A 15,761-nucleotide genomic window follows, 5' to 3' on the forward strand; every position below is an offset into this window, starting at 1 on the left:
TAAACGAGCACCCATATTTCAGTTACCTCAGTAGATGCATTCTCCGTATTTACTTATCTTTACATAATTAGGTTTTTTCGCACCTACCTACTTATCCCTGGTATTTTTATTGATTTTGTTGTTCAATCATTTGTTCGTTAGTCGCCTGAAACTTCAACTGAAAATATCGTCCCTCTCGTCCAAAACCGGGAACTATATCAATCACACCAAAGTATTCGGAGAGTGCCCCAAATATGGCGATTAGAATGATTAAGCTGGTGATATTTGCTCCAGTATTAGAGCGTTGTCCTACTAGTCTAGGCATTTGTTATTTTATTTATTGTTGTTTTTTATGGCTAACCTTACTGAAAAAATCATACAAGATTATTGACATATTTTTATCTGCAATTTGCCTTGATTAACTTAATCTTTAGGAATAAAAAAACTAAAATAACTATTTTTTTATATAACTATTTCCTCAGATAGATACGATCCTGCTTGCTTTCAAGCTTTTGGAAGTAAATATTTTTAGTTTTAGCTTCAATATTATTGAATGATTTAAAAGATGATTTTAGTTAATTGAGCTTTATTCATCTTCAAGAGAACATCAAACTTCCCAGAAAGCTTTCACGACTTTCTTAGACTCTTGCACAAATATTTTATGGTAAGATAGGGGTTTTACCATAAAGCTGACTCTGGTAATATGCGATACGGACAAATCAAAAACTGAACAGTTGGTGAATTGAAACGCCTATTTGAGATAAAAGTTGCAATATCTTGCTTTGACTAAGGGATACCACTTGTGGTATTTAGAAATAGCCAAGATTTGATAGATATAATAGTTACTCGCTCGTTTCGTGGTTGTCTATAGCATTGCCCGATCTAAAGTTGCAGCCTAGTCAAGAATACAGGCATTTTTACCCCACTCAGAAAGTTGCTTCAGCCGATAAAATTTTGGTAACTCTTAACTATTAATAAATATATCGGTGCTTAGTGCTATTCATGCTTTATATTTAGCGACAGGATGATGCAAATAGCCACTCACCTTCAAATACTTAGGAGGCAGTATCCACCAGAAGCAACTCATGCTTTGATACCACCACCAGATAGTGTAAGTTAAGGTTAAGTCGATATTCAAACGAATAATTTTTGCTGAATTGCGACAGATAAAGACTAAACTAAAAAGTCTTGTGCAGCAAAACCTGTAGCTTTAAATGAAGTAATCATGTCTAAGGTTCTTGTCTCCGATTCGATTGACCAAGCTGGAATTGACATTCTTTCGCAAGTTGCTACCGTTGATGTCAAACTAGGTCTAAAACCAGCGGAACTGATCGCAATTATTGGTGAGTATGACGCGCTGATGATTCGCTCTGGTACACGCGTCACTCAAGAAATCATTGATGCCGGCACCCAACTAAAAATCATCGGTCGTGCTGGTGTGGGTGTGGATAATGTGGATGTTCCCGCTGCCACCCGCCGGGGAATTGTGGTAGTCAATTCTCCAGAAGGAAATACAATTGCCGCCGCCGAACACGCGCTAGCAATGATTTTGGCTTTGTCTCGCCACATCCCCGATGCTAACGCTTCGGTGAAACGCGGTGCGTGGGATCGCAATAGTTTTGTTGGTGCGGAAGTCTACAAAAAAACTCTCGGCGTTGTCGGTTTGGGTAAAATTGGCTCCCATGTTGCCGCTGTAGCTAGGACAATGGGGATGAAACTCCTAGCTTATGACCCATTTATTTCTACAGAACGAGCCGAACAACTTGGTTGTCAGTTAGTGGAGCTAGATTTACTCTTCCAGCAAGCAGACTATATCACCCTCCACATCCCGAAAACCCCAGAAACTACCCACTTAATCAATGCCACAACCTTGGCAAAGATGAAACCCACAGCTCGGATTATCAACTGCGCTCGTGGTGGGATCATTGATGAAGTAGCTTTAGCAGCTGCTTTGAAAGCGGGTAAAATCGGTGGTGCAGCCTTGGATGTGTTCGAGTCAGAACCATTGGGTGAATCGGAATTGCGATCGCTAGGTAAAGAAGTTATCCTCACCCCCCACTTGGGAGCCTCTACCGCAGAAGCTCAAGTGAATGTGGCTATTGATGTTGCCGAACAAATTCGCGATGTACTTTTAGGACTACCAGCACGTTCAGCCGTCAATATTCCCGGACTCGGCCCCGATGTGTTGGAAGAACTCAAACCTTACATGCAACTAGCAGAAACTCTAGGTAATCTGGTAGGACAGCTAGCTGGCGGACGGGTGGAAGTACTCAATATTCGACTGCAAGGGGAACTCGCAACCAACAAAAGTCAGCCTTTAATCGTCGCTGCCCTCAAAGGATTACTTTATCAAGCTTTGCGGGAACGAGTAAATTACGTAAATGCCAGCATAGAAGCCAAAGAACGGGGAATTCGGGTGATTGAAACCCGCGATGCTTCCATTCGGGACTATGCCGGCACATTGCATCTAGAAGCCACGGGTACTTTAGGTACTCATTCTGTTACAGGTGCTTTGTTGGGTGAGCGGGAAATCCACCTCACCGACGTTGACGGTTTCCCGATTAACGTCCCACCCAGCAAATATATGTTGTTTACCCTGCACCGCGATATGCCGGGGATTATCGGCAAACTTGGTTCCCTACTCGGCAGTTTTAATGTGAATATTGCCAGTATGCAAGTAGGTCGTAAAATCGTCCGTGGTGATGCCGTCATGGCTCTGAGTATAGATGACCCTTTACCAGAGGGCATTTTGGATGAGATTATAAAAGTCCCTGGTATTCGGGACGCGTATACAGTAACACTATGAGTACTGAGTGCTGAGTTTGAGAGAGTTAGGAGTTAGGAGTTTTTAACTTTTAACTCCTAACTATTCACTCCTAACTTTTCTTGACTCAGCACTCAGCACTCAGCACGGGCTGAACGCCCCGCTAGCGCTAACAGCACTCAAAAATGGCAAATACCTGGTGGGAACTGAATATTTTATGTGAACCAGACCTAGAAGAATCGATCTTTTGGCGACTGGAAGATTTTGGCTGTCGTGGGACAGCTAGTGAAAATAAAGGAAACTCATCTTTAGTCAGGGCTTATCTGCCGACAATTCAAACACAGCTGCTAGATTTGGCAGCGCTGTCGCTGTGGCTGCGTCAAGATGCCCTCTGTGTAGGAGTTCCATCTCCTTCTTTGCAATGGCAATTAATTGACGAGGAAGATTGGGCGACTAGCTGGAAACAATATTGGCATCCGCAGGAAATAGGCGATCGCTTCCTAATTAATCCCGCTTGGCTACCATTACCAGAAACAACGGAACGCTTAGTGATTCGCCTCGATCCTGGTGTAGCATTTGGTACGGGCAACCATGCGACCACTCAACTATGTTTAGAATCCCTGGAAATGCGGTTGAGTGGAGTTTCTCAGTCCTTTGTGGGTAATATTGGCAAACATGAACATCTGGTAATTGCGGATATTGGCTGTGGTTCTGGTATCCTTTCCATTGGGGCGCTGCTACTGGGAGCAGAGAAAGTCTATGCAGTGGATACTGACCCTTTGGCGGTACAATCAACCATCAGTAATAGTGCGCTGAATGACATTCGCCCAGAACGTTTACTACCTGCACAGGGGAGTGTAGACGTTTTGACAAAACTAATTGAAAAGCCAGTAGATGGTATCGTCTGCAATATTTTGGCTCATGTAATTATTGAATTGCTTCCAGAAATGAGTGCGATCGCTAAACCTGAAACTTGGGCGATCTTCAGTGGTATTTTACTGGAACAATCTAAAGCTGTTGCTGACGCTTTAGAACAAAATGGCTGGGTTGTCGCTACCCTGTGGAAACGCAAAGAATGGTGTTGCTTAAATGTACGGCGTTCTTAATTCGGTAGAAAAGTAATCCTAAATCATTCGTAAACAATGATATCCCCACATTCGTAAAAGTTGTCGGGGATATTTCAGTGACATAATATATAGATTACCCACTATTGACTTTTGAAACTAGCGATGAAAGAACGGCTACAAATCCACAAAAAAGCTGACTCATCCGCTTATTCGTCAGAGCAAAGTCAGTTGCAATGTCTACGACGGGCTACGCCTACGCATTTATTAACTACCCACTCTCAACTTGGCTCTAACAAGCCTATAGTACAGACAAAAGTAGAAAATCAGAAATTTCAACAATATCAGTTTGAGGCAACAAAACTCCAAATACAAGCCAAGCATGGCACGATCGCGCCAGAGGGACAAGAGCGACTCACTGTCTTGCAAACAAAGATGAATGAGTCTTTGCAGCAAGGAAAGAAACACTCTTCCCAGTTTGGTCATAACCTGAGCAAAATGGCGATAAAACGTGCTGATAGCGTGTCAATAGGAGAAATACAGTCAAAACTGACTATTGGTCAATCAGGAGATCGATATGAGCAAGAGGCAGATAGTGTCGCTACTGCTGTAGTCAACCAAATTAATCGATCTCCTCTGCAAAACCAGGATGCACAGCAGACGATACCAGCTAATCAGAACGAACAAGCAAAGTCTGAAGAAATATTAGCAGCAAATAACTCAGCAGATAAAAAACAAAAATTTTTACAAGAATATTCGCTAGCCAAAACACTAGTCAATGGCATAGATGACACATTACCACAAGATAAAATACTGGAACAACTTTTCAAAAACTTTGTAAATATCCAATTTCAATACACAATGGTGAGCAAGAGTCCAGAAACTCTATTAAAAGGCTCTCCAGAAGGAGATTGTCAGACATTAGCCCGTGCTTTTAAAAAAGTTGCAGAAGAATATTTTGGCATTGAAAAAATAACAATTGAAAGTATCGCTAAACCTTTTTTGAGTGAAGCTGGAACTACCCCATACCAAGGAAAAAAGCATAATTGTGATGACGGTAAACGATGGTTTTTCCAAAACCATTATTGGGCTAGCTGGAATGGGAAAATTTATGACGTTTTATTCCTCAGCAATAAACGAACCGAAGCCGATATGGCAAAACAGGTGCAACCACTCACATCAATGTTGATGCCTGAACAAGAATACTATCAAACAGAAAAAGGAAAAATTGTATATCCAATTGTGAATAAATACTCCACTGTAGAGGTTTCGATATTTGAAAAGCTGAAAAACTTTGTTAATAATCTCGGTCAGTTTTTCTCCAATAGCATGAGTGCGATAATCAATAAAATTCGGTCTTTATTTGCCCAAAGCGGAAACAATACCAGTGGTTTTGATTCTCTAATGAGAGAACTTGAACATGACAAAAATAATAGTGCGATCGCAAACAACCAAACTGAATAATTCCAAGTCGATATTGTAGTGTGGAAATTGCTCAAAAATGTTGGCAGTAGGGGTACGACAAAGCTCAGGGCAACCCAAGCTCTGTTACCACTGCCCGGAATTATCTTCCTGTTGCAACCCAATTAACTGTCGCCGCTTCCAAGCATAGTGAAGAATATTAATCCCTAATTCTTGAGCTGTACGAATGGTCAATCTGGGTAAACTCAAATCTCTATCCAGTCCCCAAGCAGTTGCTAAATCTCCAATTGCTAAAATAATTCCTCCACCGATTAACAGTTTAATCTGCTGTTGATTAACCATTGGCAAGGCAGCAAATAAGAAAGGTTTTGTCCTTAAAGGATGACTCCGTTGCAATTCTTCTAAAGGTCTTAAAGGACTCTCTAACTGTTGTGCCAAAGCTTGAGTACTCTCAATCAAAGGATTAGCATTTGTTGGTGCATCAACAAAAAGTACACCACCTAAATTTAAATAATTTCTGAGGGATTCAAATTCGAGACTATTTAAAGAAATTGCTTGTCCACCTGTGAGATAAAGAATGTCATAGTCTTGGATATTTTCTGCTAAGGAAACCTGACCGGGTTCATCAGCCCCTCGCAAACTTGGGTACAGGGGTTCTACTGCTTGTAACAAATATGAAAGGCTGAAAAAATTACGCGCACATTCTGGATCGCTATGAGTCGCCTGCGCCATACATACAAGTGCTTGAGGACGCATTTGTGCCTGACGACGATAGCGCAAATCAATATTATTATATCCAGGGAAAAAAGCATCCGCAGGTTGGGTAATTTCAGTATGTCCTGGTTGCAGAAGTATCCGACATATTTCTATTTCTGAACTGGCTGGTGTAGAGTTTATTTGGTCAATTCGATAAGTTTCTTGAACAACATCTCTTTGCTGTCCGCGCCGCAATTCATCGGGGTCTACATAGCTAACTACTAAGTAGATCATCAGCGGTTCAGAACTTACTACTTCTAAATCAATGGGAAAGTCATAAGAAGTCGGTACAACAATTAGATTACCTGCTAAATCAATTGCAATACCAGGTTGAATTTGCACCCAACGTCCATCTCGATATCTAGCTTCTACTTGGCTTGGGGCAGTCACATCTCGCACGCCTAAACCGCAGACAATTCCTGGTTGATTTAAACTTTGATATTGAGCATTTTGCCGATTCCGGTGATATTCATGGGCTGTGCGCCAACGTTCTGCATTAATTAATAAGCCGTCTGCGGCTTGCAAGCGTTCAAAGGATTTAATTGGTGGTGGTGGGAAAGGATGAGACATAGCAATTTTAGATTTTAGATTTTGGATTAAATTTTACTTTATTATGAATTATTTAATTAGAGGGATTTTCGATAGATAATTCATAGGTACAAAAAGCTGGTTTTTCTTGTTCTATGATTCTTTGAATAAGTTCTTCGTTGATAACGCCACTAGAAATATTTGAACGCAAACGTACTATAAAATGATATGGTTGTCCACCTGCTAAAACTGCATTTCCTAATTGTGCATCTCCTATAATGAAACTTGGGCCAAAAGGTTCGGTAATACTAATATGTTTATCAGCTTCATTCGGTAAATGCTCATCTAGCGGTAAACCTGTATAAAGATGCAAGTAAAGACGCAATCCTTTACGAGTTCCTCGCCAGCGATAAAGTTCTACTGCACGGCTAATTAAACGCCGTTGTTGCTGGAGATCCCAAACAGAATCTACTTGCCAAGCAACCCAATGCGCCATAAAGGGTAGTAATGCTTGTGGTGCTGTCAAGGGATCGAGGTTTGCCCACATGACGTTGTAACTATTAACTATTGGTTGAAAAGCTTGCTCAAATATTTTCATAAAGCGACCAATAAAGTCCACTTCCCGATACAAAATTGGCAAGAATTCCATGTAGGCAGTGTAGGGACGGATGTATAAATCGAAATACTCGCTTCTCTCGATTTGTTCGTTGTCCGTGCCTGAGTCTATGTGTAGAGTAATTAGGCTGCGAAAATTGAGTGTTAGTTTGTCTTTTTTTCCAGGAGCGATCGCTTCTTGGTCTTCAAAAAATGTGTCGGGAATTGAGAAGTAGAGGACAGCATCCATTTGTCCGCGAGGCGGTATCTCACTGCCTTCTGTACCAATCTGACACCACTGCGACGGGAAGTTTCCTTCAACGCTTAAGCTCACCCGCAAAGGACGTTGTTCTAAGTTTTGCACTTGCACAATCATCTCGCTGGGATGTCCAGGATGCAAAAGCAAACTACGTCCAGCTACATCGATATTTTCTGCATTTGCAAATGCTAAACCTGCCACAGGTAAAGCTTCGGGAATTTGCATTGGCGTTAATTGAATGCTTACAGCTGGACTAGAGCGACTTTGAACCATAGGATTGGGGATTGGGGGTAAGAAGAGGCAGGGGGCAGGGGAGCAGAGGAGCAGAGGAGCAGAGGAGGATAGATAATTAATGACCAATGACAAATGACAAATGACAAATCAACGATTAATGATTTGGATGTCGTGATTGGAACGCAGATTTGTATCAGCCCAAGAACATATCAAACCTTCCGATCCCGGATCGATCAATTGTTCTGGCGATGGTTGTCGTCGCCAATTTTCTCCTTGCTTGCGGATGGGAAATAGCAAGACGGGGCCTAAATGACGCACGCCTGGGGTTTGTTGCAGTAATGCGACAATATCTGATGTATAAACTGGTCGCCCAAATGGCCAACCTTTGCCGTCGATTCCTCCAGTTAAGGGGTTTAAATATTTATACAGCGATCGCCTTAAATTCCGACGAATTTCTTCGCTGGCAAAAGGGTTGTTGTATGCTGGCTCTAAAGCAACTTCTGTCTGTACAGAAACACCTACATAATTTGGCTCTTGTAACTCTACTTGTACCCCTAATAAGCGTCTTTCATCTAAATAACTCAAAATTTGCTCTTGGAGGGCATTACTGAGAGCAAAATCTTCTGGTGTCATGCCATTGCCTTGGGCGATCGCATCTGTGTTTGCATAAGGAACTACCAGCAAACTAACTATACCAGCTTGTCTTTGAGAATTTGCTGGCAAACATCGGACGCGGGCGATCGCACCTGCACCCGCCTGTTGAGTTAAAACTTCAAAATCTTCGGCAGTGACGGCGCGATCGCGTGTGCGGAGAATGCGGGGAGCCTTCATTACAGCTTGTTCTAGTGACTCAGCATCCGCGCCATTGATTGCTGGTACGCGATTGACCACACTAGTAATATATGGATATGCAGACTTCAAAAACTGGATTGCCCCAGCTTGAACATTGCCTTCTCTACCACCGCCTGTACGATAACTAACCATCCTAATTTCTGATCCACGCGGAGGAATTGCCCCATATTGGTGTTCGGATTGGTTATTTTCCAGAACTTGTACAGATGTGTCATCTAGTGATGGTTGCTGAATTCGAGTTCTCACCTGTGTTTGCTGTTTAAGTTGGCTCGGTTCCCGAATCAGCGGCCCAAACTGGATTGTACCAGTGATGGAATCGATGGTGTAATGGAAGTTATGCGGCCCAGAATCAGCAAAATCTCTCACCTCAGTCCATTTTTGAGGTAAACCACCAGCGGGAGTAACTAAAATATACTCATTTTCTCGGCGTTCTAAAATTGGTGCTGTTTGTAACTGGAAACTTTGACCGGGCGTACCATCACTAATTCCCAATCGCTCATCTTGAATCAGCGTACTATGGCTAGCCCTCACAGTACCGCCAATTGAACGGACTGCTAAACCAATAATTCGTGGCGGACGATTGTAACCAGTTTCATTCGCTTCCGTGGAAACAAAGCTACAGCGCAACCAGCGACCTCGGTAAGAGGTAAAATTAGCCACAGGCCAAATTTGAGGTAAATGCAGACGTACCTCTGCACCTTGAGAGGGGTTTTCACCTTCTTGAGCGATTTCATAAAAACTGAAGCCGCGAGTTTTATCATCTGATTCTTGCAATAAAACTGATTGCCAATTTTCCCCATCCCAAGCTTCCCATCTCCGGGGTGGTTGATTGGGGTTAATCCCAGCAGGAGTAGCCGCAGCCCCTTGAAAAATAATTTCTAAAACATTAGCATCTATTGGATCGTCAGAATTAATTGCTAAATAAAAGCAATTACCAGGTTGGGGTTCCTCTTCAAAAATCGGTTGTTCATTACCTGTCCAGTAACCGTTAGATTGACGAGTCCAGGAAGTTGTGACTCTTTCGCGCAGAGATTGGGGAATATCTTCGGTAGTTTGGGCAGTTAAGAAATGTTGGATGCGGGGTTTGCCGATAATTAGAGGAGAATCTGTGCTGAAGGTAATTGCTTCTGTTGTCTCAGTCCGAATAGTTGAGGCTTCCAATCCTGCGGGAATCGTGTAGGCTTCAGGTAGTGCAGCGCTTAAATAAAAAGTTAATTCCGTGCGGGCTGGGGCGGGAGGCTGGAGACGAATACCTAGTAATTCTAAAAAAGCAACATAATTTTTTCGGGGTACTTGGTTGAATCTGAGCAACATCTGGTCAGTTAACCAAGCAAATAACTCAATGAGCGTAATTCCTGGGTCGCTGAGGTTATGGTCAGTCCATTCTGGACAGTAGCGAGGAATCCGCATGATACATTCTTGCACCAAATCATCAAAGGCGCGATCGTCTAAGTTGGAAGAAGGTAATTTCGGTAGAAAGTCAAAGTTCACGATTCCTCTCCAGCTGACACCAAATAATAAGGATAAACAAAACTATAAATATCGGGGCCGTCTTTAAGTCGATAATTGATGATGATGTCTACTCTGCCACGCACTGGATCGGGATCGGTGACAACTTCATCGATAGTAATGCGTGGTTCCCAAACTTCTAAAGCTTCCAAGACATAAAGGCGGATTCGCAGTAGGGTATCGCTATTTAAAGGTGCAAACGCCAGTTCCGATAAGCGCGAACCAAACGTAGGTCGGTAAACCCGCTCACCTACTCCCGTGCGGAGGATAATCCAAATAGATTCTTTAACTTTTTGATCTTCACGACTCAGTTGTATCCCACCTTGCACACTTAAATGCAGTGGATAAGCCCAACCTGTTCCCAAATAGGCTCGTTGACGACCGTAAACCATATCTGGCACTTAGACAGCTGTTACATGGATATCTTCAAAGATATCGGCACAGAAGGTTTAAGCCTATTCGCCAAAGGTCGAGGTTGAAGAGGCGGGGGCAGAGGGGCAGAGGGGCAGGGCAAAGAGACTTTTCCGATTTTTGCACAAATGCGGTAATCATTAGTGATTAACCGGACTTGATATGAGATGGATTCATCCAGTTCAAAGGTGGATGAACGGAGTTCTGAGGTGGATTCATCCAGTTCCGAGGTGGATGAACGGAGTTCTGAGGTGGATTCATCCAGTTCAAAGGTGGATGAACGGAGTTCTGAGGTGGATTCATCCAGTTCCGAGGTGGATGAACGGAGTTCTGAGGTGGATTCATCCGGTTCAAAGGTGAATGAACGGAGTTCTGAGGTGGATTCATCCAGTTCAAAGGTGGATGAACGGAGTTCTGAGGTGGATTCATCCAGTTCAAAGGTGGATGAACGGAGTTCTGAAGTGGATTCATCCAGTTCAAAGGTGGATGAACGGAGTTCTGAGGTGGATTCATCCAGTTCAAAGGTGGATGAAAGAGATTCATAACTCACCCTTGTCCTCTGCCTCCTGCCTCCTGCCTCTCCAATCAGCCGCCAATCAAAACAGTGGGATTACCTTTGATAATTTTATTCGGTGGCCCCAATGCTTCTAAAACAGTGTCGCCCATGCGAGAGGCAGGCAGATTGTTAATCAGCACTGTCTGACTACCGTCAATCACAACCCCAGGCCCGTGAGGAGGTAAAGGTAAAGGTGTGGCGCAATTATGAATATCAGCACCAGCAGCTGCGGCGGTAATTGCACTACCCATAGTAGAAGCTGCCGTTGTCTTTGTAGTTTGTTCGGCAGCTAAGGCAGCAGGTGCCCCTGGCGTACCAGCCGCCGCTAAAGTAGCAGCCTCAGCCGCTTTGATAGCTGCATCAGAAGATGTTTTGGCGGACTGCAAACCTGGTACTGCTGCTGCAAGTACGCCCCGCCACGCAGGTAAAGACCCAATCAACACATTGGGACTACCCGGCCCCCCTGTTAAGACTGGGGGTAAGGGGTGCGCTACATTGTCGGTAATTCTTGCTGCTGGTCTACCCACGACAACCTCCTATTGTGTCTTTAATCTCTTGCCTCTGTGTTCTCTGCGTCTCTGTGGTTAGATAAATTACTTTTAAACCACAGAGGCACAGAGAGCGCTGAGAAAAAACATAGAAAATTAATTAAGTCGAATCAACGCACCTTTGACTGTAATCGTACCGTTGGCTGAAATGTCGATATTGCCAGCAGCATCTAATGACATATTACCTGTTGATTTCACTGAAACAGATTTAGCCATATCGTCCATTTTGATTCTATGACCGCCTTTGGTTTCAATCTCTATACACCTTTGACTGTCATTGAGATATATTTTGTGACCGTATTCAGTTTCTACACGAATACCTTTTTTGCTAGTTCCTTTATCTTCTTCAACAAACTGTAGAGTATGACCTACACGAGTTTTAATGGTACGTAATCTTACACCACTTGTAACCGAATCCCTTACTTTTTCCGGTGGTGCATCCTTGCCATTCCATACCCCGCCAATAACGTAGGGACGGTGGATATCGCCATGCTCAAAACCTACTAAAACTTCATCGTTTACCTCTGGTAAACAGTCAAAACCTCTATTTGGGCCTGCTCCCACAGCTACAACTCTCGCCCAGTCACTTGTATGTTCTTCTGTGAGAGTGGGAAACTTCACCTTCACCCTACCCCATGCCTGTGGATCTTTGTTATCAGTCACAATCCCGACTAATAAAGTTTCAGATGGCTGGAGACGTTTTTCTGGAGATAGAGTTGTGAATAAGCTACCAGAACGTAGTCCCCGCACGCTGAAATAAGTTTCATAAACGCGCTGGCTGAAGAAATGGCGGGTTTCTGTAACATAATACTTACCACTATAGCGATCGCCCATATCCTGAAGATTAATAACCCGTCCCGGACGAATCTCAGGATTCCCTTCTGCTTTGGCATCTGCATAAACAAATTCTCCTCCCAGTTCATCACACAAAGCCTGAGCCATTGTCTCTGCTTGTTTTTTGCTGGCAACAGGTTTATCTACAACAATCATTTTGGGAGATTTGAGATTAGAAAATGCATTACTAGTACTACTTCCTAGCTTATTACCTGTCTCGGTTATTGGCTTTTCTTTCTTGGCTGTTCCACTAATCAATTGTTTCTGGGTATAGTCCCAGGCGCGTACCTCTACAGAACTTATCTGTTCGGCACTGGTAACGCGGGTACTAAACTTATTAATATCAACTAGCCATTTTAGTGATAACGCTCCCTGAGTTTTTGGTTTGCAAAAATTTAGCTTTTCCTCTGTAATAAATAACTCAAAACCAATGCGAGCAGCCCTTTCTCGCAAAAACTCCATATTAGTTTGATTTTCTTGAAAGACATACTTATGAACTTCACCAGTTGCTTCTATATTGCCAAGTTTTATACCTACTTCTTTAATTATTTGCTTGACTATATCACTATCAGTTTTATTTAAAAAGGAACGATTATAACGACCTCTGTGCAGACGATGAGAAATATCATAACCGCGAACAATGATATCAGCTTCAGATTTTTCATTGAAGTGAACTTCCATCGCTGTAATTTCACCTTCAATGAGGAATTCTCCTACCTCCTCTTGAAAGTTATTATCTAGAGTAGTACTCGAAGTAAAACCTAACTTCACTTTTTTCCCAATCTTAAACAACTGCTCATGTCGCCAAGCCTTGTTTTCTGGTCGATCAGATGCGGGAATATAGCTGTTATGGATTACTAGCGTAAACATTGCTGGTAAATGAAGGCTTTCTTCGATTGTGATTTGCAACACATCCTTCATTAATTCAGGAGAAGCCTGTTTTCCATCTATCTGTATTTTAGGTTCGCTTAAATAAAGGCTTTTTTTAGGAGGCATAATTATTACTTTATAACTTATGAAATGTTCAGAGCAGCCTTTAATGAGAAAGTAAATACTAATTTGTTACTTTATACCAATTCAATTAATGATTGCAACACATCCTTGGCTAAAGACGCGATGAATCGCGTCTCTACAAATGGTCTATTTGTCGCATTTTTTTTCAAATTGGTATTACTTATTTTGTCTTACTCAGTGTTTGTCCCTTTTGATCTCCTGCACGAGCATTGCCTGTAGAAGCAGATTCACGTCCTCCAGGAAGATTATTCTTATCTACTTCTTGTAAGGCTATATCTACCAGTGCCCTTACCGGTGTCCCATCACTCAAAAACATATTTAAAGTGTAAGTTAAACTCGTGATTACACAATAAAAATACTCATTTCCCCATGTGAATATGTAAACAGGTGGTCGCTTGTCAGTTGCTTTACTAATAGTTTCTACACCTTTTTTAATATTATCTATATATTTCTTCATCACCGACTCTTTTGTTTCATAAGTATCATAAAGTAACTGTTTGAGTGTAAATTTGTAAGGCTCAACGCCAGAAAAGTTTACTTTCGGAAGTAGAGTAGTTCCTCTATTACCATCCTTACTTTCCCACTTAACAGTCCGAGCGAAACTAATATCTGTAGGATTAAACATTAATTCAATATCTGGCGCTTCACCGTTATAAGCTACAAGTTTGGCTTTCTCAAGTTGCGGTTGACGTTTTTGAATAACAATAATTGCTGGACTTGCCATTTGAATATTCTCCAAAAATTAATTCTTGAATACAAATTTACCAAGGTAATCTACCAGAGGAACCACCATGACGTTCTCGCTCAATTTCTATCCGTTGTCGTAATCTGCTATAAACTTCACGAGCTAGAGCTTCAAGATCGGCTGTATCATCTTTATTATCTTCTTGAGAAAATGAGGATGCGTTCTCTATCGTCTCAGTTACTGGTGCTATTTCTCTAGATATGTCGGGTGGAGTGACTTCTCCACCATTAGCAAAGCCTCTAGCTGAAGGAAGGTGTTTAGCAAAAACTTGTGGTGATTCTGAAACATGAGAAAATTCATAACTTTGGCTATTAGATTCTCCATCATTAAAATTAAAGCTAGTGAATTCATCATCATTTCCATTTAGTAAATCTTCCACACTTGACCATTGAGAAGGTGTATTTGACCATTGGGAAGATGTATTAGTGGTGGAATTTGTTTTTCGGAAAATCAGGGGAGGCGATGAGTATTGGGGTGAGGATTCACCTACATCAATTGTTTCATTGTGAAGGGTATGAATCTCTGGAGAATTGAGAATAGAAAGTTTCTGTTTACTAATATTCAACCCCAAGGAAGAAGGAATGAAAGAATTGGATATCTCTGGTGAATCAGTCTCAGCGCTTTTTAGTTGTAATGAAGTGTCTGGAAAAGAATCGACTTTAGTCGGAGTCTCTGGAGAAGTTTCTTCTTCTGGTTCTTGAGGATTGGGTGTCTGTAAACTTGGAAGGATAATATCGTGCGGTGTTCCACCAGTGTTGATGTGATGCAGTAGAGGTAAATTCTTCTGTGCATCCCTGGTATTAATCACAAACTCCCCAGGCGTAAGCATTGCAGGTATTGTATCCGAGGGTGCTATCTGCTGACGATTTTCAACGTGGGAGTCTATGACATGACCACCAGTAGCATAACCTTTAGGTGCTGGCAAATTTTCTGCGATCGCATTTTGCTCAACTTGAGGTAATGTATTTACCTCATTTTGTGGGGAGGTGGGATTATCTGAGGTATCAACAAAGGTTAATATTTCAGGATTTTCTTCATTTGTTACCGCAGAGGTAAATTCTGATTCTACTATTTGTTCATTATCAATAATTTTCCTGAAAATACTCGCAGTTTCAACAATCTCTGGTGATGTCGGAGTAATTATTGGTGTTTCAGAAATCTCAGATGATGTGGCGGTAAGTGGTGCGATCGCAGTTTCACCAATCTCTGATGATATGGCGCTAACTACTGGTGCTTCAACAATCTCAGGTGATGTGGCCGTAAGTGGTGCGATCGCAGTTTCACCAATCTCTGATGATATGGCGCTAACTACTGGTGCTTCACCAATCTCAGGTGATGTAGCCGTAAGTGGTGCGATCGCAGTTTCACCAATTTCAGATGATATGGCGCTAACTACTGGTGCTTCACCAATCTCAGGTGATGTGGCGGTAAGTGGTGCGATCGCAGTTTCACCAATCTCTGATGATATGGCGGTAATTGTTGGTATTTCAACAATCTCAGGTGATGTAGCGGAAAGTGGTGCGATCGCAGTTTCACCTATCTCAGGTAATGTAGGAGTAATTGTTGGTATTTCACCAATCTCAGGTGATGTGACGGAAAGTGGTGCGATCGCAGTTTCACCAATCTCTGATGATATGGCGGTAATTGTTGGTATTTCAACAATCTCAGGTGATGTAGCGGAAAGTGGTGCGA

At 42.3% G+C, this 15,761-nt stretch carries 13 protein-coding genes; 3 read left to right on the top strand and 10 right to left on the bottom strand.

Annotated elements, in window-relative coordinates:
- Positions 1-106 precede the first annotated feature (106 nt).
- Positions 107-304: a hypothetical protein gene (locus tag V7K84_RS26300; RefSeq protein WP_334842450.1), complete on the bottom strand. Its 198-nt coding sequence runs from the start codon at positions 302-304 to the stop codon at positions 107-109.
- A 900-nt stretch (positions 305-1,204) separates the two neighbouring features.
- On the opposite strand from V7K84_RS26300, the gene serA reads away from it, so the two are divergent.
- The 3 genes from serA to V7K84_RS26315 all read left to right on the top strand — a co-directional run bounded on the left by serA (position 1,205) and on the right by V7K84_RS26315 (position 5,271).
- Entirely contained in the window at positions 1,205-2,785 is a 1,581-nt protein-coding gene (serA, locus tag V7K84_RS26305) for a phosphoglycerate dehydrogenase (RefSeq protein WP_334842452.1), read from the top strand.
- 143 nt (positions 2,786-2,928) lie between these two features.
- Entirely contained in the window at positions 2,929-3,849 is a 921-nt protein-coding gene (gene prmA, locus V7K84_RS26310) for a 50S ribosomal protein L11 methyltransferase (RefSeq protein WP_334842454.1), read from the top strand.
- Between the two features lie 123 nt (positions 3,850-3,972).
- Positions 3,973-5,271 (top strand): hypothetical protein, encoded by a 1,299-nt coding sequence (locus tag V7K84_RS26315; protein ID WP_334842456.1) that lies wholly within the window; start codon positions 3,973-3,975, stop codon positions 5,269-5,271.
- An 84-nt stretch (positions 5,272-5,355) separates the two neighbouring features.
- Here the strand turns inward: V7K84_RS26315 and V7K84_RS26320 are convergent, their stop codons facing one another.
- The 9 genes from V7K84_RS26320 to V7K84_RS26360 form a co-directional block, all read right to left on the bottom strand.
- Positions 5,356-6,555, bottom strand: coding sequence for a DUF4159 domain-containing protein (locus V7K84_RS26320; RefSeq protein WP_334842457.1), 1,200 nt, complete (start codon positions 6,553-6,555; stop codon positions 5,356-5,358).
- A gap of 52 nt (positions 6,556-6,607) precedes the next feature.
- Entirely contained in the window at positions 6,608-7,639 is a 1,032-nt protein-coding gene (locus tag V7K84_RS26325) for a phage tail protein (RefSeq protein WP_334842460.1), read from the bottom strand.
- Between the two features lie 108 nt (positions 7,640-7,747).
- Positions 7,748-9,943 carry a putative baseplate assembly protein gene (locus V7K84_RS26330; protein ID WP_334842461.1) on the bottom strand — a complete coding sequence of 732 codons (2,196 nt, stop codon included), beginning with the start codon at positions 9,941-9,943 and terminating at the stop codon, positions 7,748-7,750.
- Positions 9,940-10,353 (bottom strand): GPW/gp25 family protein, encoded by a 414-nt coding sequence (locus V7K84_RS26335; protein ID WP_094350967.1) that lies wholly within the window; start codon positions 10,351-10,353, stop codon positions 9,940-9,942. Before V7K84_RS26335 ends, V7K84_RS26330 begins: the two co-directional genes overlap by 4 nt.
- Positions 10,354-10,373: 20 nt before the next feature.
- Positions 10,374-10,922 carry a hypothetical protein gene (locus V7K84_RS26340; RefSeq protein ID WP_334842464.1) on the bottom strand — a complete coding sequence of 183 codons (549 nt, stop codon included), beginning with the start codon at positions 10,920-10,922 and terminating at the stop codon, positions 10,374-10,376.
- Between the two features lie 35 nt (positions 10,923-10,957).
- A complete protein-coding gene (locus V7K84_RS26345) occupies positions 10,958-11,455 on the bottom strand; it encodes a PAAR domain-containing protein (RefSeq protein ID WP_334842466.1) in 498 nt (165 codons plus the stop codon).
- A gap of 117 nt (positions 11,456-11,572) precedes the next feature.
- Positions 11,573-13,306: a VgrG-related protein gene (locus V7K84_RS26350; RefSeq protein WP_334842467.1), complete on the bottom strand. Its 1,734-nt coding sequence runs from the start codon at positions 13,304-13,306 to the stop codon at positions 11,573-11,575.
- Positions 13,307-13,484: 178 nt separating this feature from the next.
- Entirely contained in the window at positions 13,485-14,048 is a 564-nt protein-coding gene (locus V7K84_RS26355; protein ID WP_334842469.1) for a CIS tube protein, read from the bottom strand.
- A gap of 37 nt (positions 14,049-14,085) precedes the next feature.
- Positions 14,086-15,761: hypothetical protein (locus tag V7K84_RS26360; protein ID WP_334842472.1), on the bottom strand; the 1,676-nt coding region annotated here is incomplete at its 5' end.

It is taken from the genome of Nostoc sp., from assembly GCF_036917315.1.
Lineage (GTDB): Bacteria > Cyanobacteriota > Cyanobacteriia > Cyanobacteriales > Nostocaceae > Nostoc.